Genomic DNA, 24,094 nt, shown 5'->3' with positions numbered 1-24,094 from the left:
TATTATCAATGAATGCCTTAAAAGCCGCTTGGAAAAAACTCCAAGTTATTAAAGCTGATAATACTCTACTAAATCAGTGTGCGTAACTAAAGTTACTAAATTACGCATAAGTATAGATTTTCATAGTTTTTAAAAATACTATACAAAGATAGTAAAATCTTATCTCAAAATCTCACGTGCAATCACAAGTTTCTGAATCTCAGATGTCCCTTCATAAATTTGTGTAATTTTTGCATCACGCATCAATCGCTCCACATGATATTCTTTTACATAACCATATCCTCCATGAATCTGCACGGCTTCGGTGGTTGCCCACATGGCTACGTCTGATGCAAATAATTTTGCCATTGCTGCCGATTCTACATAATCTTTACCTTCGTCTTTTTGGCGAGCGGCTTTATAAACTAACAAACGAGCCGCTTCAATTTTAGTTGCCATTTCAGCCAATTTGAATTGTATCGCTTGGTGTTCGCTAATAGATTTACCAAATGCTTTTCTTTCTTTCGAATATTTCAATGCCAATTCATACGAACCAGCAGCAATGCCCAAGGCTTGTGCGGCAATGCCAATTCTGCCACCATTGAGCGTACTCATAGCAAACTTAAACCCAAAACCATCTGCACCTATTCGATTTTCTTTTGGCACTTTTACATCCGAAAACATCAAAGAATGTGTATCTGACGAACGAATACCCATTTTATCTTCTTTTTTACCAACCACAAAACCCTCCATTTCCTTCTCCACAATTAAGCAATTAATGCCCTTGTGTTTTAGTTCAGAATGGGTTTGTGCCATTACTAAACACACTGAAGCTGTTCCGCCATTGGTAATCCAGTTTTTTGTACCATTGAGCAAATAATAGTCGCCTTTATCTTCGGCAGTAGTTTTTTGAGAAGTTGCATCAGAGCCAGCTTCAGGTTCTGACAAGCAGAAAGCCCCGATGATTTCGCCCGATGCTAAGCGAGTTAAATATTTTTGTTTTTGTTCTTCCGTGCCATACGCTTCTAAACCCCAACAAACCAACGAGTTATTGACCGACATGACGACCGATGCCGACGCATCAACTTTCGAGATTTCTTCTATTGCCAACACATACGAAATCGTATCCATGCCACCACCTCCATATTCGGGTGAAACCATCATACCCATAAAACCCAATTCGCCCATTTTCTTGACTTGTTCGTAGGGGAATTTTGAATGGGTATCTCGCTCAATTGCCGTAGGAAGTAATTCGTTTTGGGCAAAATCACGAGCAGCTTCTTTCACAGCTAAATGCTCTTCGGTTAAGTTAAAATTGATTCCTTCTATTGTTGTTGCTCCCATTATTGGCTTGGTTTTTTAGGTTGTTATATGAAGTAAAAAGAATCAAATTAGTATGCAAGCATACTGTTATTTTTCAAGAAAAACACTGCCAAATAGTAATAATCTGGCGTGCTTTAATCTTATAATCCTGACAAAATAGCCTTCAGTACTGCTTGTGCTGACCATTCACGATTAGCAGCTTGTTGAACCACAACTGATTGATTATCAAGCACTTCATCTGTAACTTTTAGATTTCTACGCACAGGAAGACAGTGCATAAATAGCCCATTATTGGTCAAGTCCATTTTTTGTTTGGTAATCATCCAAGATGGGTCTTGTGTAAGCACTTGACCGTATTGCGTATAGGAAGACCAGTTTTTGCCATAAACAAAATCAGCTCCTTTGAGGGCTTCATCTTGGTTATAGATAACTTTAGTATTTCCTGCAAATTGTGAAGATAGATCATAGCCTTCGGGGTGCGTGATAACAAATTCATAATCGGTCATATTGACCCATTCGGCAAACGAATTGGCTACTGCTTGTGGTAAAGGCTTGAAATGCGGAAGCCAAGTAAGCACTATTTTCGGACGAGCTGTTTTCTTGAATTCTTCAATGGTTATTAAATCTGCCAAAGACTGACAAGGATGGCGAGTAGCAGATTCAAGATTGACAATAGGAACACCTGCATATTGACGAAACTTTTCTATGACGATTTCTCGGTAATCGGCATCTCTATCTTGCAAACCAGCAAAGGCTCGCACCGCAACAATATCACAATAACTTCCAATTACGGCAGCGGCTTCTTTTACGTGTTCGGCTTTATCACCATTCATTATTACGTCGTCGTCCATTTCTAACTGCCAACTGTCTTGCCCGACGTTCATAATCATGACGTTCATTCCCAAATTTTGGGCGGCTTTTTGTGTACTTAGCCGTGTTCGAAGACTTGGATTGAAAAATAGTAATCCAATGGTTTTATTTTTACCCAATTTTTGGTCAGCAAAAGGATTTTGCTTTTGTTTCAAGCCTTCTTGTACTAATTCTTGCACATTTTCAACGTCGTGCAAAGAGATAAAGTTTTTCATTTTTTTCTTTGGTAACCCCCGATCCCTAAGGGGGGGTAAAAAATAAATTATATTTACTATACTCCTTATGGGAGAATATTTTTTCATAACTCCCCTTTAGGGGTTGGGGGTGTTATATAATATAGTTCTACTTACTTTGGCTGGCAATGGGCCGAGCGTTGTAAGTTTTAAAACTGCAATATTTACGCCCGCTTTTGCACAGGTTTCGAAGTCTTTTCCTTCCAAAAATGCCGTTAAAAAGCCCGACCAGTAAGAATCTCCTGCTCCTGTGGCATCTATAACTTCGATTTTTCGAGCAGCCATTTCAAAACTTTTTGTGCCATTTTCATAAGAAACAATGCTACCTCTTCCACCCAAAGTATAACAAACAACAGATGCTCCCATGCGGTGCAGGTCTGCAATTGCCTCTTCTGGCTCAACGTTTCTGTCATAAAGTCTTTCGGCATCATCTTCGCTTATCTTGGCTAAAGCACCGTGTTTTATATACGCCTCAATTGTTTGCCATGCTTCTTCACGGTCAGCCCAAATGGTTGGAGCATAATTCAAATCTATACTTAACTGACAGCCTAATTTTGCGGCTCGCTCGGCTGCATCGACAATTGTTTTTTGAGCAGGGTTCTGACTCAGAGCAAAGCAAGTTGTATGAAAAATAGCACTTTGACTTAATAATTCATCCGAAATATGTTTTGGGTGAATCATGCGATCGGCGGTTCGGTAAGCAATAAAATCGGGCGTTGCTCTCGAACGAGCCACTACTACAATGCTCGTAGGTTCTTGTTTATCAACCGCTATATAGCTAACATCCACCCCTGTTTCTCGCACTTTTTCGATTAAATATTTGCCCAAATTATCATCACCTACGCACGAAACAATGGCTGTGGCATTTCCCAAACGAGCCATATTGGCTGCCAAATTTGATGGACTTCCACCTTGAAAACGTTGAAATCGTTCGGTTGTTGAAATATCTTCTGCTATTTCGATTCCGATAAAATCTGCCAGCAATTCGCCAACAGATAAAAGTGCATATTTATATAACATTATAGGTTAGGGTATATTTTCAATTACTCATTAATTTTCTTCGTCAGCCAAAATAGTGGATAGCTCAAAACTAAAAAACCAAGTGCATAAATGCCACTATTGAAATCTTTATAGACTGCTCCAAAAAGAAATAAGGCTGATACAACGATAAGGATATATGGCACAAACGGATAGCCTATTACTTTATAAGGTCGGGGCAAATTTGGTTCTTTTTTTCGGAGCATAATTACTGAGGCAAAACCTGCCATATAGCCCATTACAAAAAAGAAAGTGGCAATGTCAGATAAGCGTTCGCAAGTGTCTTTTCCACTAATAATTAGCAACATTGAACAAATAGCGGTTAAGGGCATTGCTACTGCGGGCGTGCCACCGCTATTTACTCTTTGAGCAGCTTTAAAAAAAAGCCCATCTTTGCTCATTGAATAAATAACTCGTGGAGCAAACATAATTTGAGCATTTAACATTCCGAGAATTGAAATCATCAAGAAAAATGTTACGATTTTACCTGATTTTTCTCCAAAAATTAACTTAATGGCATCTGCTGCCGCCAATTTTGAATTAACTAATGCATCTATTGGCATTATATAGAGAATCGCTAAGTTGACCAACAGATAAATAGCAATAACTACCAAAACCCCACTAATCATAGATTTTGGCAAATTTTTAGCAGGATCAGTGCTTTCTTCTGTAAAATACGAGGCAGTATGCCAACCATCAAATGTATAAAAAACTTGTTGCAAAGCGATAATAATTCCTGTCAATAGTGCAGGTTGTGCAGCTTTTTGAGTCGTAGCCACCAAATCTTGTGTTTTTACATCTCCACCATAAATAAAGCATATAAATACAAAAGCAAATAAACCAACCGCTTTCAGAAACGACATTATTTCTTGCGATTTTCCAGCTGATTTTGTCCCTAACCAATGAAAACCCATTAATAAAAATAAGATGCCGATTGCCATATATCGAATAAATGACTCTGTGTTGGGCAACAAAAGAGCAATATACTCGCACATAGTATATGCACCAAAACCCAAGGCGGCAACTGTACCAAACCAACTCGTAACCCCTGTAACAAAACCTATATAATCACCAAATGCTCTACGTGCATAAACGTACCACGCTCCTGCACGTGGCACAGAAACGCCTAATTCAATGGTACAAAGTACGCCAAAAAAAGCATAAATACTTACTAAAACCCAAACCAACATAATAAGAGAAGGATTGCCTAAATTGGCAGCAATAGGGCCTGGCTTACGGAGAATCCCTGTACCTATCGTTCCACCAATGGTTACGGCAATACCGAAGCCAACACCAAGCAACTTTAAGAGTTTATTTGAATCTTCGATTTGGTTTTTTTGATTCATAAATAAAAAGATTTTCTTAGTTTTGAAACGAAGATAGTAATTTTAAAATAATGTAGAATATAGAATATAAAATACCAGATAAGTTTTATTAAAATTTGCTTTTTAAATGACTGATAATCAAAGCATTAGTCTATACTTCTATTTGTCTAACAAAATTATATAGCATGAAAAACTTATTATATATTTTTATCGGTGGCGGAACGGGTAGCTTAGTGCGATATTTTTTAGGAAAATTTGTTGAATCTAATTTTTCGAGTACTCTTCCCATCGGCACGCTTGTTATTAATATAGCTGCAAGTTTTATTTTAGGGTCTTTTGTAGGAAGTAATTATAAAATAGATGAATCTTGGCGGGCTTTAATTGCGATTGGCTTTTGCGGTGGTTTCAGTACCTTTTCGACATTTAGTAATGATACGCTTCAACTGATGATTTTAGGACGAACAACTGAGGCTTTTGTAAATATATTTTTGAACGTAATTATTTGCCTATTAGCTACTTATGTAGGAATTTTGATAGTCAAATAAACAAAAATGGTCAGTTTGTCGACTGACCATTTTCTTAATTAAGATTGAAACAAAATGCTTCGGCTTAAATTCTACGAAACAAAACTACGACAATATATTTTAGGGTTAAGTGTTGTACAAAACAAAAAAGAAAGTAAGTAAATCTCTTGAAGGTCGTTAGTCGAACCAACAACCTATCAGAGGCATTTATTATTCATCATAGGTTATTCTCTAAAAAAACAATGCAAATATGTGCAATTTTTTTGATGTTATCAAAAAATATTTGCATTATTTTGCAATACTTATATAAAATCTTGCAATACCATGCTAAAAGAAGAACGCCAACGCTTAATATTAGAAAAACTCAATACCGACAAAAAGATAAACTTTGTCGAATTGGGTACATTTTTAGATGTTTCTTATGATAGTATTCGCCGTGATATTATCGAATTAGAAGATAAAGGCTTCCTGAAAAAAGTTCATGGTGGAGCTGTAGCCAACTCTTATTTGTCGATTTTAGGTACTAAAAAATATGGAGCAAACAGTAGCGAAGAATTGGCAACTGTATCGAAAAAAGCTCAAAAACTATTTGAAAATCGCCAAACTATCATCATGGACGGCGGTACGACTAATTTTTTTATGGCAGAACAACTACCTAAAACATTGGAGGCTACTATTATAACCAATAGCCCTCCTTTGGCAATGGCACTTAATGAACACCCAAAAATTGAAGTAATTCTACTCGGTGGAAGCTACTATAAACGTTACCAAATTACACTTGGAAGTGAAGTTTCGAGTCAATTGGCACATATCAACGCCGATTATTATTTTATGGGTGTCAATGGCGTACATATAGATAAAGGCTTAAGTATCAGGCATTATGAAGAGTCATTAATTAAGCAACAAATGATGCAAGCAGCAAAAAAAACGATTTGCTGTATTATCGAAGAAAAAATAGATGTGCAGGAAGCCTACAAAGTTTGTAATTTCCAGCAACTTGATATGATGATTACAAATCTAAAACCGACTGATAATGCTCTAAAAGATTTTCAAAAATTAGGTGTGGAGATTGTGTAATAGTTAGTAGCCAATTAGACCATGGTTGATGATTTTTTTAGTTTTTTTAGAAAATCAAACATGCCACATCTAAACGGAATACCGCCCAAATGTGGCATGCTTTTAAACTCAAATATTTAAAATCATAACCTCACTTTTACTGCCAACAAGAAATTAGTGCCTGCCTGTGGGTAATAAAAGTTTTCGGTTACGGTCTGTTTTTCCGAAATATAGCTATACGTATAACCGTTCGATTCGTATAAATGATTGAATAAGTTATTGACTAACAAACTGAAAGTAAGTTCTTTAACAAACTTTGGCTTAATAGAATAACTTGCTCTTATGTCATTCACAAAAAATGAATTTAAGCTACGATGAGTGTCCGAAGTATTATCCATAAATTGCTTGCTGACATATTTTGAAAGCCAAGCTAACTCAACATTTTTGCCAGGAGCATAAGTAAGTTGTCCACCAGCAATCAGGTTTGGCGAAAACGAAATATCAGTCTTCGCAAACTTATTTATTTTATCTGCATCGCCATCATAATTGACAATAGTTTCTGTAAAATTTTTGATTTTGTTTTGGCTGAAAGTCGTATTCGCCGCTAATTTCCATTTCTCTGCCAATTTCCAAGTTGCCGATAACTCCAAACCTGCACGATAACTCTTCGCAACATTTATACGAATCGATTCACCAACGCCATTTACTTGCCCAGTAAGCACCAACTGATTTTTATAGTTCATATAGTAAAAATTGGCATCAAAACTAAACTTTGTTCCTGCCAAACGATAACCCGCTTCCAAATCTTGCAAATTTTCGGCAAGTGGAGCTTTTGGGGCATTATCAACAAAATCTTGGCGACTCGGTTCTTTGTTTCCAACGGCATAAGAAGCATAAACTGATGAAAATTTATTTACTTGATAATTAACGCCAAACTTTGGGTTAAAAAACTGATAGTGCGTAACGCCGCCCGCAGCCTTTTGCGTAATATTCTGACGTTTATCTCCCGTGCCATTTATGTCATAATGAACCGTTCTATATTGCAAATCAGCAAACAAATTGAAAGCATCGTTAAATTGATAAAAGGCTTTTCCAAAAATATTAAAATCAGTTTTCAGAGCATTACTTTCATACCAACGGTAACGAATATTAGAAGTAGAAGCATTTTTTGCCCAAATAATTTCGCCAAAATGGTCGCCATCATATTGATTCCAAGCCCCGCCAATATTTGTCGAAAACTTTTTATTCGATTGATAATCAAGCGAATAGGTTACTCCATAAAAATCATTATTTAACCATTTACGACGAACCAAATCTGTTTTTTTAATTGTTTCAGTTCCTGTAACTACATTTGGCAAACCATAGTTTGCATACTTATCTTGTGCTTTAAACTGCTCATAAAAACCACGCCCTTTTGTATAATGAAGCGTAGGATTAAACGTCCAGTTTTGGTTTAATTTGAAAGAGGAAATCAATTGATAATGGTCTTGCTGATAATCGTCCACTTGGTTATCATAAGTATAAGGATTAAAAGTGCGATTGGTTTTCAATAGGTTTTCAGGAACACCTTCCCAAGCTTGGTAAGTTTTTTCTTTTCCCGAAAAAGCATTGAATCTCACAAAGCTATTTTTGCCATAATAACCTGCCGAAACATAAAAAGATTTAAGGTCAGAAGAAGCACGGTCGATATACCCATTTGAGCTTAATTTCGACAAACGAGCATCAACCACAAAGTGATTATTGAGCAACCCTGTACTTGCTAAAACATTGGTTTTAAAGGTATTAAATGACCCAACCGTAAAATTAGTTTCGCCATAAGCATCTGGTTCGTAACTTAAAGTATTAATATTAATACTTGCACCAAACGCTCCTGCACCATTGGTTGAAGTGCCAACACCACGCTGTACCTGAATACTTTGTGCCGAAGAAGCAAAATCTGGCATGTTCACCCAATAAGTTCCTTGCGACTCGGAGTCGTTGTAAGGTACGCCATTGAGCGTAACATTGATACGAGTCGGGTCAGTGCCACGAATACGAATTCCTGTGTAACCCACACCAGCACCAGCATCCGAACTCACTACTACGGAAGGCAATTGATTCAATAAAAAAGGCAAATCTTGACCTAAATTATTCTTTTTCAAGTCTTTTTGATAAACATTAGTAAAAGCCATGCCCATTTTTTGATTAGCCCGTGTTGAGCTAACAACGACCTCATTCAACTCTCTAATTTTTGTGGAGTCTTGTGCTTGTGCAATTATTAATGAGCAATTAACAATAAATAAAGAAAAGAGAATTTTCAATTTAGGATAATTGGTAATTGATAATTGAAAAATTGTTGTTAATTTTTTCATTAGTTTTGAAAGTTTTTAACAACAGGAAAAAGGAGTAAAATCCTGTCGGGCGGCGAACCGCTTTTGGTTAGACAAAATTTTAATTAAATGTTTTGAGCAGCCTATCTGGGAAACAATTTTCCAGACAGAACGGCTCTCTCTCCCTTCGGCAGCATTACCTGCATCAGGTTCGATGGGTATAATCTCAGCCCGTTATATTGAGGCACCCCTTTTGAGATAAGTTGTGCAAAGTAAACGTTTTTTTCGGAAAATTTGTTTATATTAGTGTATAAAATTCTTTCAAAAGAAAATTGATTTATATATAAAAAGCTGACTATAAGTATTTTATGTTTCGTTTTATTGTGTTATACCAAAAAGTATTTAGAAAATATGAGTCAGTTTATGGTAGAATTTGCATTGCCAAATCCATTTCCAGAAAAATTAGTTATTAAAATTCCAAGCCAACGAATGGTTGTAAATCACTTATTGGAAGATGGAAAAATTCAGTCATACGCACTGTCAATGGAACGAGATAGGCTGTGGTGCGTTGTAAATGCCGAAGACGAACTTGAAGTAATGCGTATCATTAATGAGTTTCCTTTGATTGATTATTTAGAACCAACTATTACCGAGTTGATGTTCAATAACGCAATCGTTATGAAAGTACCCGCTTTTTCTTTGAATTAATGTATTCTAAATAATTGTGTCTCCTAATTTTATTATTAAAAACATGCCTAATTTTTTCGTTATTAATAATATAGATTCGTTAAAACCCTACCATATTGTCGAAATTGATGGTCAGAAAGCCCATACTTTGCGAGGTTTTTATGAAGAAATTGCAAAAGGTTTAGACTTCCCCGAAAACTTTGGTTTCAACCTTGATTCGCTCGACGAAATGCTCAATGATTTATCATGGGTTGAGCAAGAAAAAATCGCTATTTATATTTCAAACTCCGAACATTTTGTAGAAAAAGAGCGAAATCCCGATAAATTACCAACCTTACTGGATTTGCTTGATGCTACCTGTGAAGATTGGGAATGGATTGACGAAGATGATAATTTACCGAAAAAAGAAATAATTATCGCTTTTTCGCCCAGCGAGCGAATCGTCAAATTGCTTAATAGTCAAGAAATTAGCTATGAAGAAAAGTGATGATAAGTCAAAACTATACCCTTCGTCAATGGCAGTCAGGCGATGAAGACTCTCTCTCAGAAAATGCCAATAATCATAAGATTTGGAGAAATTTGAAAGATGTTTTTCCGCACCCTTACACACCTAATGATGCCTATGAATGGGTAAAAATAGCATCAAATACACCAACAAATTTTGCCATTGAAGTAAAAGGAAAAGCTGTTGGCGGAATTGGGGTTTTATTGAAAGGTGATATTTACAAAAGAAATGCTGAAATAGGTTATTGGCTCGGCGAAAAATATTGGGGACAAGGAATTATTTCGGCAGCTATCAATGAAATTGTTGATTATGCTTTTAGAAATTTCGATATTTTTCGCATTTACACAGGTGTTTTTGAGTATAATTTAGCATCTATGCGGGTTTTAGAAAAAGCAGGTTTTCATCAAGAAGCTATTCTGAAAAAATCACTCGTTAAAGAAAATGAATTATTTGATGAGCATATTTTTGTAAAATTCAAGGCATAAAAAAACTCACAAGATTTAATAAACCTTGTGAGCTCTTTAGTACGAATACTATATATTGACCGGGCGAAGTTCTGCTATCACCCATTGGCTTATCTACAACCTAATCGGCACTTTTACTTCTGTATTATCCCAACGTATACTCATATCGCTTCCGCCTTCGGCAGTAGCAAAATCAATAGTCAGTTGCTCAACAATTTCAGCCGTTTTTCCTGCGGGAACATCAACTCTCAAAACATCTTTTTTCTCGTCATACATTGTTCCCCACTGACCAGTTTCACTATTCAAGACAATTGTCCATTTATCAACATTAGGAATTGTCCAAAGCGAATATTTTCCTGCTTTCAGTGCTTTATCACCAATTTTAACGTCTTGTTTTACATCAAAAATCGTGGCTTCGTTAGCTCCTGTTCGCCAAACTTTTCCGTAAGGTTCAAGTTTACCAAAAATTTCACGTCCTTTTTTATAAGGTCGGCAATAATCAACTTGTACTGAAAGACCATTTTGGTCAAACTTTGCAGTTTCGGCAGGACTTTTACTTTTTGTATAAGTACGCAAAGCAAAAAACGCAACTGCTAATACAGCCACTACAATTAAAATGATTTTTACGATTTTGTTCATTTTGGTTGAGGTTTAATGTTTCGTAATGAACATTTTATACAATCAAAAAAGTTCAAAGACTCATATTAGGCTATTTAATTGCCTTATAACAAAAAAAGTTTAAATTATTCAATGAATTCCCCTTGAAAAGCAACAAATTTGTACCGATGAACAATTCCGAAGCGAATAGTCTTCATAATTTATGATTTTTAAATGAATAACTGATAAAAGTAATTTTTCCACATTTATACCAATGCTTGATATTATTCATTTACTACCAGATTCGATTGCTAACCAAATTGCAGCGGGAGAAGTTGTGCAACGACCAGCTTCGGTAGTAAAAGAGTTATTAGAAAATTCGATAGATGCTCGGGCAAATAATATTCAGCTCATAGTGAAGGATGCTGGTAGAACGCTCATTCAAGTCATTGATGATGGCATGGGAATGTCTGCTACAGACGCCAGAATGAGCTTTGAACGACACGCAACGTCTAAAATTCGTACAGCCGACGACCTTTTCTCAATTCTAACAATGGGTTTTCGGGGGGAAGCCTTAGCTTCAATTGCCGCCATTGCCCAAATTGAACTTCGTAGCCGACGAATGACTGACGAAATAGGTACTTTGATTCGTATTGAAGGCTCAGAATTAAAAACACAAGAGTCTGTTTCTTGCCCAAAAGGAACAAATTTTCAAGTAAAAAACCTTTTTTTCAATGTTCCTGCTCGTCGAAATTTTCTAAAATCAAATCCTGTTGAGATGAAACACGTGCTTGACGAATTTCAGCGTGTTTCTTTGGCTCATCCCGATATTGCTTTTACACTTTATCATAATGACGTAGAGGTTTATAATCTTCCTGCAGGAAAGTTGAGCAAACGAATTGTTGATATTTTTGGCAAAACTTACCGTGAGCAATTAGCAACTTGTGAGGAAGAAACGCCCTTTGTGAATATTACAGGTTATGTAGGCAAACCCGAATCTGCAAAAAAAGGTCGTGGCGAACAGTTTTTCTTTGTCAATAAGCGTTACATTAAACATAACTACTTACACCATTCGGTATTGAGTGCATTTGAGGCAACCATTCCCGAAGGAAGTAGTCCATTCTATGTTTTATTTATAGAAATTGACCCTTCTCACGTTGATATTAATATCCATCCGACCAAAACTGAGATAAAGTTTGATGATGAGCGTGCTGTTTACGCTATTATTCGGTCGGCAGTTCGGCGAGCAATAGGTGTTTATAACCTTACGCCAACTATTGATTTTGAGTCAGATATAAATTTTAGTAATCTTACTTCAACCAATCGTTTTAACGACAATTCAGCAAACATCAATCCTTCATTTTCAGGTGTTTCTGATTTTGAAAAATCTCGTCAGCAATCATCTTTGCCTCCGATACCCAAAGATGATTATCGAGAAAGAATAAATACTGAAAATTGGAGAAAACTATTCGACGGCATAGAAGGCTTTAAACCAAATAATCAAGCAAATCTTGAGTTTGAGCCGATGACAATGGGCAGTAAAGCTAACGATATTTCGGACGAAGGAAAAAGGATTGCAGAAATACAAGAAATTAGTGCCATTCAAATTCAAAATCGCTTCATTGTGGCACAGGCAAAAAGCGGTCTGATGCTCATTGACCAACGTGCGGCTTATGAGCGAATTTTATACGAAAAATATTTCAACAATTTAAAAAACAAAAAATCGTTTACTCAACAATTACTTTTTCCGAAAACTTTAGACTTGCAAGTATCTGATTTTCAGTTAGTTATGGAAATTCAAGAAGAAATTCGTGCTTTGGGTTTTTCGTTTGAAGAGTTTGGACAAAATACCATAAAAATAAATGGCGTACCGCCCGAAGTACAAGAAGAAAACGAAAAAGAGATTTTTGAAGGCTTGGTACAGCAATTCAAAACTAACCAAGCCGATTTACAGTTAGATAGAGTAGAAAATATTGCTCGTTCGTTTTCAAAGCGTTCCTCGTCAAAATACATGGGAGAATTATCAAAAATTGAGATAAATTTGCTTATTCATCAACTTTTTGAAACCGCTGTGCCGAACTATACGCCAAACGGCGAACCAATCATGACGATTTTATCGTTAGACCGTTTAGCAGAGTTATTGAGTAAGAAATGAATATTTAATGATTGAACAATACCAATCATCAACAATTAAAAAAAGAAAAAGCTTATAGCCAAGCGAAACTCCGCTCGTAGCTAAAAGCAAAATAAAAATATGTTCCAAATTACACCTATTGTCCGTAACTTATTGATAGCAAACATTGCTGTCTATATGATTCAAAGTTTTCTCCGAATAGATTTAGAAACGACCTTTGCTTACCATAATTTTTCGTTGCAAGAAATGGGTTTATTCAACCCAATACAGATTTTCTCGTATATGTTTCTGCACGGTAGTTCGGGGCATATTTTTAGTAATATGTTTGGCTTGTTTATGTTTGGGCCGATGCTCGAACGTTTTATGGGAAGTAAGCGTTTTTTGATTTTATATATTGTTTCGGGAATTGGAGCTTGTTTGCTCTATGGAAGCATTAATATTTATGAAATTTCAAAGTATACGATTGATTCTCCCGAATATGCAATAATGATGAGTACGCCAATGGTTGGAGCATCGGGAGCAATATTTGGAATGTTGGGAGCGTTTGCAAGGTTATTCCCAAATACTGAAATGATAATTTTTCCGTTACCAATACCTATAAAAGCAAAATATTTAGTATCTTTATATGCTCTTTTCGAGATTTTTTCGGGAGTATATAATATTATGCCGGGCGTAGCACATTTTGCTCATATTGGAGGCTTAATTTTTGGTGTTTTATTAATAAATTATTGGAATAAAAAGAAAGATAGATTTTACTAATTAATGAAACAAAACGAAAGGCGGAACGCCGCCCGATAGATTTTACTAAAAAGTGGCAAGTTTTATAGACGACATAAAGAATCCTTTCAGAAAAGGCAACACATTGGTGCAATTAATGCTCATCAATGCGGCAGTGTTCTTGTCTTTAATCCTACTTGGTTTTATTTTTTCTTTCATGCCACGAGGAGCTGCAATTAGCAATACCATCACGAAAAATTTCGAGTTGATTGCCCCAATAATCGAGTTTATTCAAAAACCTTGGACACTTGTTACCTATTGTTTCAGCCACGATGGTTTCTTCCATTTGTTGTTCAATATGCTTACTCTCTATTGGTTCGGAACTTTAGTGCAAGAGTTTATCGGAAGTCGAAAACTATTGAATATCTATATTATTGGTGGTTTGGTAAGTGGGCTTTTTTATATTGCCATTTATAATTTATTGACTCTCTGGCCACAGATAAATAATATTAGTCCTAATATTTTAGGAGCTTCGGCTGCGGTTTATGCTGTTATGTTTGCCGCTGTAGCACTTCTGCCCGAATACGAATTTTACTTGTTTGGCATAGTACTTATCAAAATCAAATATTTGGCATGGGCTTTCCTTTTGATTTCATTCATCGTTCCGAGTAGTGGTATTTCACATTTGGGCGGAGCAATTTCGGGTTATTCGTATATTTATTTATTAAAAAAAGGAGTAGATTTAGGAAGTCCTGTTGAAGCAATAAGTGATTGGTGGAGTAATTTTTGGATAGCCAAACCACAAGCAAAAATTCCACAACGAAAATATAGTGAATCTACTGTCGCAAGCAAAATCGGTAGCAGTAATACCAATCTTGACCCTAATTACTTTCCCGATCAAGATGAAGTTGATGCCATTTTAGACAAAATTGGCAAGTCGGGCTACGAAAGTTTGACCAAAGAAGAAAAACAAAAGCTCTACCGAGCAAGTCAGAAAAAAGATTGAAGAGGATTTAAAAAAATCGTACATTTGTACCACCATTTTATAAATTGCTATAGTAAAAAAACCACTATACGTAAATATTCTCTTCAAAATCGAACAATTTTAACTTTGTTCAGTTTTAAAAAGACATTCTAACCTTAATTGGTCAAAAGATATGCTCATAACCCCTGGTGAAATACTAAAAGACATCAACTACCCTGCCGATTTACGAAAAATTGACCGTTCAAAGCTACCACAAGTAGCAGACGAACTACGCCAATATATTATTGACATGGTGTCGATTTATGGTGGACATTTTAGTTCGAGCTTAGGTGTAGTTGAATTAACCGTAGCCCTTCATTATGTTTTTAATACTCCCGATGACCAATTAGTATGGGACGTAGGACACCAAGCCTACGGACATAAACTTTTGACAGGCAGACGAGCAGATTTTCATACCAATCGAGTTTATGGGGGGCTTTCGGGTTTTCCAAAAAGAAAAGAAAGCGAATATGATACTTTTGGCGTAGGACACTCTTCTACTTCTATTTCAGCGGCTTTGGGCATGGCGGTTGCATCAAACATTAAGGGTGAGTCGCAACGCCAACATATTGCAATCATTGGAGATGGCTCAATGACCGCAGGAATGGCTTTTGAGGGAATGAATCATGCTGGCTCATTAAAAGATGCTAATATTTTGATTATCTTGAATGATAATTGCATGGCTATCGACCCAAATGTGGGAGCCTTAAAAGAATATTTGACAGACATAACCACCTCAAAAACATATAATACTGTAAAAGATGATGTGTGGCAATTGCTTGGCAATATGAGTCATTTTGGTAAAAGTGCCAGAAAAATAGTTGCCAAAGTAGAAAATGCCATGAAAGGGGCTTTGTTGAGCCAAAGCAATTTTTTTGAAGCACTCAATCTCCGTTATTTTGGACCAATCGACGGTCATGATATCGACCATTTGGTTAGCGTTTTGGAAGATTTAAAGCATATTCCTGGACCAAAAATTCTACATTGTTTGACCGTAAAGGGTAAAGGCTATGCTCCAGCCGAAAAAGACCAAACAAAATGGCACGCTCCTGGGCTTTTTGATAAAGTTACGGGCGTTATTCAAAAAAAGGTTTTTGATAAACCCATGCCTCCAAAATACCAAGATGTTTTTGGAAATACGATTGTAGAATTAGCAGAAAATAATAATAAAATTGTAGGCGTAACACCAGCAATGCCTTCGGGTTCATCATTGAATATTATGATGAAAGCTATGCCCGACCGTGCTTTTGATGTGGGTATTGCCGAACAACACGCCGTTACCTTTTCGGCAGGTATGGCTACGCAAGGTTTGGTTGTTTATTGCAATATTTACTCAACATTCATGCAACGTGCTTATGACCAAGTCATTCATGATGTATGTTTGCAACAACTTCCTGTCATTTTTTGTCTTGACCGTGCAGGTTTTGCAGGAGCTGATGGCCCTACGCACCATGGGGCGTATGACATTGCTTACATGAGATGTATTCCAAATATGGTTGTTGCATCGCCAATGAATGAGGAAGAATTGCGAAATATGATGTTTACGTTTCAATTGGACGAATCTCAAAAGTTAAAAACAGCCTTTACCATTCGTTATCCACGTGGCGAAGGTGTAATGCCCGATTGGAAAAGACCTTTGCAAAAACTTGAAATAGGAAAAGGGCAAAAAGTAAAAGAAGGTGAAGACGTAGCCATTTTAACCATCGGACACATTGGCAATTATGCAGTAAAAGCCTGCGAAACACTCGAAAATGAAGGCATTAATGCCGCACATTATGATTTGCGTTTCGTAAAACCTTTGGATGAAGTATTATTGCATGAGGTTTTTCAAAAATTCACTAAAGTGATTACCGTAGAAGATGGTTGTGTGCAAGGTGGTATGGGAAGTGCAGTTTTAGAATTTATGGCTGATAATAGTTATTCTGCAAAACTCAAACGTTTAGGTATTCCTGACCGAGTTGTTGAACATGGCGAACAACTCGAACTTCACCACGAATGTGGCTTCGATTCAGAAGGAATTGCTGAGGCAGTAAGAGAAATGGTCGATGCCGAGATTTCGGTTTACTAAAGTACACTAGTATTTTCTGAACCACCACCTTACTTTTTTCGTTATCTTTGTAGAAAAAAATCTGCGTAGATAGTGAGCAATAAAAAACTAAATGATATTGAGCTTACAGGCTTTGAGCAAATCGAAGTACTGGGAGCGAGAGAGCATAATCTTAAAAATATTGATGTAATTATTCCCCGAAATAAACTGGTTGTCATCACTGGAATTTCGGGAAGCGGGAAATCTTCCTTGGCATTTGACACCATTTATGCAGAAGGACAACGCCGCTATATGGAAAGTTTCTCTGCCTACGCCCGTAGTTTTATAGGCAATATGGAGCGTCCGGATGTTGATAAAATCAATGGACTTTCGCCCGTTATTTCTATCGAACAAAAAACTACTTCCAAAAACCCTCGCTCTACGGTCGGTACAACTACTGAAATTTACGACTTTTTACGCTTATTTTTTGCTCGTGCAGGCGAAGCAGTAAGTTATGTTACAGGTAATAAAATGGTTAAGCAAACGCAAGACCAAATCATTGACCAAATTTTACAACAATTTGATAATCAGAAGGTTACGCTACTCGCTCCTGTGGTAAAGGGCCGCAAAGGGCATTATCGTGAGCTATTTGTTCAGATTGCAAAGCTTGGCTATAACAAAGTTAGAGTTGATGGCGAAGTTTTGGAAATTAATCCAAAAATGCAACTTGACCGTTATAAAATTCATGATATTGAAATTGTTATTGACCGAGTCATTCCTAAAAATGAAGATCGTTATCGTTTAAGTCAATCGGTTGGCACGTCCTTAAAGCAAGGCAAAGGCTCAATGATGCTTTTAGATGCGAAACATAAAACACAATATTTTTCGCAAAATCTGACTGACCCCGAATCGGGTATTTCTTATGAAGACCCTTCACCCAATAGTTTTTCGTTCAACTCTCCTTATGGGGCTTGTCCAACTTGCAATGGTTTGGGTACGGTTGAAGAAATTACAGAAGAATCTATTATTCCTGACAAAACTTTGTCTATCACTCGTGGAGGCATTGCTCCTCTGGGCGAATACCGTGATTTATGGATTTTTAAGCAAATTGAGGTGATTCTGAAAGCCTATAAATCAAATATTTCCACTCCAATCAATAAAATTCCTGAAGAAGCTCTAAAAACAATACTTTATGGCAGTGAAGAACCACTTCCAGTTCCATCAAAAAAATATCCTGGTACAGAATGGAATACTACTTTTGAGGGGGTAATCACCTTCTTGAAACGTCAGCAAGACTCTGATAATGACAAAATCCAAGATTGGGTACGAGATTTTTTAGTCATAAAAACCTGTCAAGATTGTAATGGTTTTAGACTAAAAAAGGAATCCTTGCATTTTAAAATTGCCGACCGAAATATTGCCGAATTAGCCGAAATGGACATTCGGGAAATAGCAGAATGGTTTGTCGATTTAGAAAGTCGTTTGAATAATCGTCAGAATTTAATTGCTCGGGAAATTTTGAAGGAAATTCGGAAGCGAATAGGTTTTTTGATGGGTATTGGCTTAGATTATTTAACTTTGAATCGCCCGCTTAGAACACTTTCAGGAGGAGAATCTCAACGTATTCGCTTGGCTACACAGATAGGCACGCAATTGGTCGGCGTTTTGTATATTATGGACGAGCCGAGCATTGGTTTGCACCAACGAGATAATGTAAAATTGATTCAAGCCTTAAAAGATTTACGAGATTTAGGTAATACTGTTTTGGTCGTTGAACACGACAAAGACATGATGCTCGAATCGGACTATATTCTCGACATTGGGCCAGGTGCTGGCAGGCATGGTGGACACATAGTGGGGCATGGTACGCCAAAAGAGTTTCTTAAAAATGATAGCATTACGTCTGATTATTTGAGTGGTAGAATCAATATTGAAGTTCCGAAAGAAAGACGTAAAGGAAATGACAAAATGCTGATTATCAAGGATGCGACAGGACATAATCTTAAAAATGTAACGCTTAAACTACCCTTGGGTAAAATGATTTGTATTACAGGCGTAAGTGGTAGTGGAAAATCTTCATTGATTCATGAAACCTTGTATCCTGTACTAAACAGACATTTTTATAATTCCAAAAGAGAGCCATTGGCACATAAATCTATCGAAGGTTTAGAGCATTTGGACAAAGTAATTGAAGTTGACCAAAGTCCGATTGGACGCACGCCAAGAAGTAATCCTGCGACATATACAGGTATGTTTTCAGAAATAAGAACCCTTTATGCAGAGCTTCCCGAAGCCAAAATTAGGGGGTATAAACCTGGGCGTTTTTCGTTTAATGTGAAAGGCGGACGTTGTGAAGATTGTGAAGGTGCAGGAATGAAAAAGATTGAAATGGAGTTTCTGCCCGATGTGCATGTAGCTTGCGAAACTTGTAAAGGAAAACGTTTTAACCGTGAAACATTGGAAGTAAGATACAAAGGAAAATCTATAGCTGATGTGTTGGATATGACAGTAGAACAGGCGGTCGAATTCTTTGAAAGTATTCCAAAAATAAATCGTAAAGTAAAGATTTTGAATGAGGTTGGCTTGGGTTATATTACGCTTGGGCAACACGCCACCACACTTTCGGGTGGAGAAGCTCAAAGGGTAAAACTCGCCGAAGAATTATCAAAAAAAGATACCGGCAAAACTATCTATATTTTAGATGAACCAACAACAGGACTTCATTTCAAAGACATTCAGAAATTACTCGAAGTACTTCACAAATTAGCCGACAAAGGTAATACCGTCTTAATTATTGAACATAATCTTGATGTAATAAAAGTATCTGACCACGTAATTGATATTGGCCCCGAAGGTGGCAATAAAGGCGGGTATATTATCGCCGAAGGCACTCCAGAGCAAGTTGCAAAAGTAAAAGGTAGCTATACGGGTTATTTCTTGAAAGATGAGTTGAAAAAATAGAGACTTATCACATTCTATTCAACAATAAGGTAGATTTTCTGTTTACCTTTGCAACCTTTCGATAGAAAAAAAGTATAAACCACCCATCTTTTTTACTCCCTTTCTCTAACTTGCATCAAAATTTTCTCTACTTCTTTCCGAACTTGTGAACCTGATTTCGTAAAGTTATTATTCATTATGCTGAACAACAATGTTTTGCCCTTTTTAGTGATTAAATAGCCACTCAAATTATAAACACCGCTTAACGAACCAGATTTAGCAAAAACATAAGGTTTTTCTTCATTTGAGGCAGCTTTAAACATATTTCTTACAGTTCCCGATTTGCCTCCTACAGCCATAATCGAAAAAAGTTTTTCTTCAGGAACGGCTGCATGAATTTTTTCGAGCAATTTTATAATCGAACGAGGCGTAAAAAGATTATAACGTGAAAGTCCCGAACCATCAATCCATTTGGAAGCATCAGGCAAATCTTGCAAATATTTTTCAGTGATAGTTTTAATCACAAAAGATGAGTTGATAGAATCCTTCAAAGTAGTTCCACACAAAAGCAACAGGTGTTCGGCAAGCATATTGTCACTTTCTTGCATCATTTTACGATAAACTTCTTCTGTAGGCGTGCTATAAAGCGTTTTAGCATTTGCCGAAACAGGTATTTTCAATAGATTTACATTCCGATGAAGCGTATCAATGAGCAATTGCTGAGTCAAGCCTGCCGATGTTTTGTAAGGTATATCTTGTTTATAATCAACATTTTGCAAAATTACTTTTGGGTACAAAAATTGATTATCGGCTATTGTTCTTTTTATTTCATCGCCTTCATCTTTCTTATAAAAACTATTCTCAAAAATAGTTGGTTGAGGCTTTAATGCTCCATTTTCTACTTTCACTCGAACAATATTTCCGTACATAGGCAAAGGCGAAAGCTCAGTTGCATAATAGCCATTATAATCGTTCCATGACCAACCATCGCCAAAGTATTGATTGGTGAAGTTTCCATCTGAAAAATAAAAGCGTTTGGTGCGTTTATATGATTTCAAGAAGTCGAAAGTCTTGGTACTTGTTAAATCAGGATGAAAAAAAGTTGGGTCTCCAGTTCCCCAAAAAATCAAAGAATCACTTTTGATTTCATAGCGTAAAGCCGGAATCGAATCGCCAAGCGTTTTGAGGCACGCATAAAACGTAAATAGTTTTGTGTTAGAAGCAGGCGTAAAATATCGTTCAGCATTTCGCTCAAAAATCATTTTTTTTTCTCCCAAATCATACAAAGCCATGCCCGTAACACTTTGTGAAAGAACCACAGAAGTATCAATCATTTTGGCATAAGGAGAGCGATTGGATAGGTTTTGGGTAGTTTTACAAGAAATTCCAACAAAGGCTAATAAACTGATTATAAGTATTTTACGCATTTTTCTATCTTTTTTTTGCACGAATTTACACAAATTTGGGCAAAAAAAAAGCACTTTGCCATTTTGACAAAATGCTTTTTTTAAAGCTTAATCGTTTGATTTGATTAAACTGGTCGCTGATGATTATTAATTAATAGCTGAACTTCATCCTACTATCATCTATTCACCGCAAAACGTTTCACAATTACACCATTTTCGGTGTGTAATCTTACCAAATAATTACCATTAGCAAACTCGCTCACATCAATTTTTTGGTAAAACGTGCTAATATCAGTTAGATATTCTCTCTCCATTATTTTTATGCCAGTTGAGCTTATCACTTCCATTTGTACTCGTCCTGGTTTTGTCAAGCTAACTGTAATTTTTACTTCATCAAGTGTTGGATTGGGAAAAACACTAATGGTTTTTTCAGCAATTGGTTCGTTTGCCAAAATCGGTGGTGGTGGTGGCACTTGAATTTGAAGATTATCAATTGCCCATCCCCAACCATAAGTCAGTTCATCTGAAAACAATCTAAATCGCACCAAAACTACATCACCACTTTCAAAATCGCCACTACTTAGCATTTTAATTGTACGTTTCTTGTACATAGATGCCAATCCAGCTCCTCTTGAATCAGATGTTGGATATGTCTTTCCATCTGAACCAATAAAAGTACCATTTACGCCACTGGCATTAAATGTTTTTAACCAAGTTGCATCCGAATTAGCATCATAACCATCTCCAAATGGAATCCAAGACGCTCCTCCATCATACGAGCCTTCCACGACTACATAATCATAAAAATCTATATCGCCGAATACCGAACCCGTTTCTCCGGGTTCAACTAAAACTACTTCGTCAAATGTAATGGTGGCAGAGTCTGCATTGTCTTTCAATTGGATAGGTATACGTAGCAAAGCTAAAGTATTTGATTGCAAATCTTCATTTCCACCATTTTTATAAGGATGTGCCGAATGTAATGCCCCATTTGTAAAGCCTGTTGGCTGTGTTACTCCCCAACCACCAATGGTTGCAAAGTCATCGGTTGCTGCATCAAAATTATTGGTATATCTCAAAGCAGGCGTTTGGGTTTTCAAATCACTGACCACAAATTCAAAATAATCAGGTGTAACGGTTACGTTAGTTCCTGGTGTATTAAGATAAGCAGGCAAAATTGTTTTGTTTTTATTTTTTGATTTGTCAATCGCCACGATTCTGTAAAGCACTCGGTCATTTAGTTTCAGACCAGTAAATGGAGCTTTTGCTAAAAAAGCAAAAACATCATTTCTACCCTGAGAATATATCTTGTCGTCTGTAGCAGCATTGTATCGTTTCAAACCAAATGGTTTTTGTACTACACCATTGAGTTGATATTCTACATAGGCAGTATCAATTCCATGCTCGTAATTATCTTCAATATTTGCAAAAATATCAGGTTTTCTTGTTGAAGGAACAATTGTTGGGGGATCGGTGGTTACAAACGGCGGTGAAGTATCAGCTGTACCAACACTAAAACCATAAAAACCTCTTGTTGGTGCTTCGGCAGGAGCGGTATTTTTGCGTTTAAAACTATCATCAACTACTAAGTAATAACGAATAATAGAAATTGGCTTTGTTACTGGAATATCTGCCGAATACTCATTTGTTGTGCCAATTCGTTTCAATTCGATAGGCTTTGCGTTTACAATGAGCGTATCATTTTCGGTATAAAATACTTTCGCACTTCCTGCAATAATCGTCGTATCGCTCGTAATTACTGCCTTGATTGTGACTTTACTGACGGCCGTTTCAATGTTTTTTATTCGTGTGTGCGTTAGAGATGTGCCTTTCCAACCCATATCAGCAAACATTCCCTTAACCAGTGGCCCTGGGTCGCGAATAACTTCACGAAGGCTTGCCCCTGCTGTCATTAATGAATTCGGGTTTCCTGAAGGATAAGTAGCATCGTTTACGTGTGATATACTTGAGCCTTGTTGATACTCTGTTGGAGCATACATTCTTATTTTTTCACCTTTATTTGATGCAATACCTGTAGGGCTATTGAAAAACAAATTATCACTAATCAATTGATTTTTTAATGCAAGTGAAGGGTTGGCAAAATTCGTCGTATTGATTAATTGTTGAGATGAACCATTCTCAAAAAACGGGTCGAAAGCAAAAACCGAACCTGTTCCAAATCCCCAAGAACCAGTATTGCCATTCACTCGCAATGAAGAAGTAAATCCTAATCCATGACATAGTTCGTGTAATACAACCGAAGTAAAATCAAATTGATTTGCACCTGGAGCAGCAAGACCTAAATACCAAGGTGCAGCACTATTAAATTCGGCTGTAATATCAGCGTCATTTACAGAATTTAATTCTTGTCCTGCTATTTTTTCTGCCAAAGATATCGGATACCATGTGTTTGCACGTTGTTGTCCAGGGAAATTTCGAGTAAAATCACCTGGTGATGCTTGTCCTAAAATTGTTCCACCGCCAGTACCACTATCAATTGTACGCCAAGTGGCTGTAATACGAATGGGTACGGGAGAACTAATGAGGTTTGCCCAAATATCAACGGCAGCTTGAAATGATTTTTGTGCGGCAGGCGAAAAACCATTATAAGTAACAATAAATGTAGCTTTAGCAGCAGCACCACCACGAGCTTTTTGCCCTTTCAAAGCGTCCTCTACTTCTTTTGCCATTGGTACATAAGTATTGGCATCTTCAAAAACGCCTGGACAAACAATCATTTGTCCTTTCATAAACTCAATTTTATCAGGGTTTATTCTGGCAAGTTGTTCGTGGATTGGTTTTGCCGTTTTTTGGGCAAATACTGACATTACCATTAAAAGTAGTAAGCCAGAAAGGTAGATTTTCTTCATAATTTTCAACGTCAATCTTTTGTTTATCAAGGTCTTTAAAATATACGTAAATTATTGATAGAGGGTT

The 24,094-nt window shown here is 36.7% G+C and carries 18 protein-coding genes and 1 riboswitch; of the genes, 10 read left to right on the top strand and 8 right to left on the bottom strand.

Annotated features, from left to right (window positions below; genetic code table 11):
* Positions 1-159 precede the first annotated feature (159 nt).
* The 4 genes from ACH2CJ_RS15355 to ACH2CJ_RS15340 all read right to left on the bottom strand — a co-directional run bounded on the left by ACH2CJ_RS15355 (position 160) and on the right by ACH2CJ_RS15340 (position 4,789).
* Complete coding sequence (locus tag ACH2CJ_RS15355) at positions 160-1,323, bottom strand: acyl-CoA dehydrogenase (RefSeq protein ID WP_394993831.1); 1,164 nt, start codon at positions 1,321-1,323, stop codon at positions 160-162.
* 119 nt (positions 1,324-1,442) lie between these two features.
* Entirely contained in the window at positions 1,443-2,387 is a 945-nt protein-coding gene (locus ACH2CJ_RS15350) for an N-acetylornithine carbamoyltransferase (protein ID WP_394993830.1), read from the bottom strand.
* Positions 2,388-2,483: 96 nt separating this feature from the next.
* On the bottom strand, positions 2,484-3,425 hold the full coding sequence (locus ACH2CJ_RS15345) for a carbohydrate kinase family protein (protein ID WP_394993829.1): 942 nt from the start codon (positions 3,423-3,425) through the stop codon (positions 2,484-2,486).
* Between the two features lie 23 nt (positions 3,426-3,448).
* Positions 3,449-4,789, bottom strand: coding sequence for an APC family permease (locus tag ACH2CJ_RS15340; RefSeq protein ID WP_394993828.1), 1,341 nt, complete (start codon positions 4,787-4,789; stop codon positions 3,449-3,451).
* A gap of 164 nt (positions 4,790-4,953) precedes the next feature.
* On the opposite strand from ACH2CJ_RS15340, the gene crcB reads away from it, so the two are divergent.
* Together crcB and ACH2CJ_RS15330 are read left to right on the top strand one after the other, a co-directional pair.
* On the top strand, positions 4,954-5,313 hold the full coding sequence (gene crcB / locus ACH2CJ_RS15335) for a fluoride efflux transporter CrcB (RefSeq protein WP_394993827.1): 360 nt from the start codon (positions 4,954-4,956) through the stop codon (positions 5,311-5,313).
* 303 nt (positions 5,314-5,616) lie between these two features.
* Positions 5,617-6,369, top strand: coding sequence for a DeoR/GlpR family DNA-binding transcription regulator (locus ACH2CJ_RS15330; RefSeq protein WP_394993826.1), 753 nt, complete (start codon positions 5,617-5,619; stop codon positions 6,367-6,369).
* 122 nt (positions 6,370-6,491) lie between these two features.
* Here ACH2CJ_RS15330 and ACH2CJ_RS15325 read toward each other — a convergent pair whose 3' ends face one another.
* Positions 6,492-8,699: a TonB-dependent receptor gene (locus tag ACH2CJ_RS15325; protein ID WP_394993825.1), complete on the bottom strand. Its 2,208-nt coding sequence runs from the start codon at positions 8,697-8,699 to the stop codon at positions 6,492-6,494.
* A 122-nt stretch (positions 8,700-8,821) separates the two neighbouring features.
* Positions 8,822-8,919: riboswitch (TPP riboswitch) on the bottom strand.
* A gap of 149 nt (positions 8,920-9,068) precedes the next feature.
* Between ACH2CJ_RS15325 and ACH2CJ_RS15320 the strand changes: the two genes are divergently transcribed.
* From ACH2CJ_RS15320 to ACH2CJ_RS15310, 3 genes are read left to right on the top strand one after another with little or no spacing between them, the layout of a single operon-like run.
* Positions 9,069-9,365, top strand: coding sequence for a muconolactone Delta-isomerase family protein (locus ACH2CJ_RS15320; protein WP_394993824.1), 297 nt, complete (start codon positions 9,069-9,071; stop codon positions 9,363-9,365).
* Between the two features lie 43 nt (positions 9,366-9,408).
* The gene (locus ACH2CJ_RS15315; RefSeq protein ID WP_394993823.1) at positions 9,409-9,831 is read left to right on the top strand and encodes a barstar family protein; all 423 of its coding nucleotides are present in this window, start codon (positions 9,409-9,411) and stop codon (positions 9,829-9,831) included.
* Positions 9,831-10,334, top strand: coding sequence for a GNAT family N-acetyltransferase (locus ACH2CJ_RS15310; protein WP_394993822.1), 504 nt, complete (start codon positions 9,831-9,833; stop codon positions 10,332-10,334). Before ACH2CJ_RS15315 ends, ACH2CJ_RS15310 begins: the two co-directional genes overlap by 1 nt.
* Positions 10,335-10,427: 93 nt before the next feature.
* Here ACH2CJ_RS15310 and ACH2CJ_RS15305 read toward each other — a convergent pair whose 3' ends face one another.
* Positions 10,428-10,952, bottom strand: a complete 525-nt coding sequence (locus tag ACH2CJ_RS15305; RefSeq protein WP_394993821.1) for a DUF2911 domain-containing protein — start codon at positions 10,950-10,952, stop codon at positions 10,428-10,430.
* Positions 10,953-11,184: 232 nt separating this feature from the next.
* On the opposite strand from ACH2CJ_RS15305, the gene mutL reads away from it, so the two are divergent.
* The 5 genes from mutL (at position 11,185) to uvrA (ending at position 19,772) form a co-directional block, all read left to right on the top strand.
* Positions 11,185-13,065, top strand: a complete 1,881-nt coding sequence (gene mutL, locus ACH2CJ_RS15300; RefSeq protein WP_394993820.1) for a DNA mismatch repair endonuclease MutL — start codon at positions 11,185-11,187, stop codon at positions 13,063-13,065.
* A 99-nt stretch (positions 13,066-13,164) separates the two neighbouring features.
* Positions 13,165-13,803, top strand: coding sequence for a rhomboid family intramembrane serine protease (locus ACH2CJ_RS15295; RefSeq protein WP_394993819.1), 639 nt, complete (start codon positions 13,165-13,167; stop codon positions 13,801-13,803).
* Between the two features lie 52 nt (positions 13,804-13,855).
* Entirely contained in the window at positions 13,856-14,767 is a 912-nt protein-coding gene (locus ACH2CJ_RS15290) for a rhomboid family intramembrane serine protease (protein ID WP_394993818.1), read from the top strand.
* A 151-nt stretch (positions 14,768-14,918) separates the two neighbouring features.
* Entirely contained in the window at positions 14,919-16,853 is a 1,935-nt protein-coding gene (dxs, locus tag ACH2CJ_RS15285; RefSeq protein ID WP_394993817.1) for a 1-deoxy-D-xylulose-5-phosphate synthase, read from the top strand.
* A gap of 72 nt (positions 16,854-16,925) precedes the next feature.
* A complete protein-coding gene (gene uvrA, locus ACH2CJ_RS15280; protein ID WP_394993816.1) occupies positions 16,926-19,772 on the top strand; it encodes an excinuclease ABC subunit UvrA in 2,847 nt (948 codons plus the stop codon).
* 92 nt (positions 19,773-19,864) lie between these two features.
* On the opposite strand, the gene ACH2CJ_RS15275 is transcribed toward uvrA, so the two are convergent.
* Both ACH2CJ_RS15275 and ACH2CJ_RS15270 read right to left on the bottom strand, forming a co-directional pair.
* Entirely contained in the window at positions 19,865-21,178 is a 1,314-nt protein-coding gene (locus tag ACH2CJ_RS15275) for a D-alanyl-D-alanine carboxypeptidase/D-alanyl-D-alanine-endopeptidase (RefSeq protein ID WP_394993815.1), read from the bottom strand.
* A gap of 155 nt (positions 21,179-21,333) precedes the next feature.
* The gene (locus ACH2CJ_RS15270) at positions 21,334-24,027 is read right to left on the bottom strand and encodes a T9SS type A sorting domain-containing protein (protein WP_394993814.1); all 2,694 of its coding nucleotides are present in this window, start codon (positions 24,025-24,027) and stop codon (positions 21,334-21,336) included.
* Between the last annotated feature and the right edge of the window lie 67 nt (positions 24,028-24,094).

Origin of the sequence: Emticicia sp. (assembly GCF_043780375.1) — a bacterium.
In the GTDB taxonomy this organism is placed as follows: domain Bacteria; phylum Bacteroidota; class Bacteroidia; order Cytophagales; family Spirosomataceae; genus Emticicia.
The sequence above is the reverse complement of the archived record's forward strand: the minus strand, read 5'-3'. Positions and strand labels throughout refer to the sequence as shown.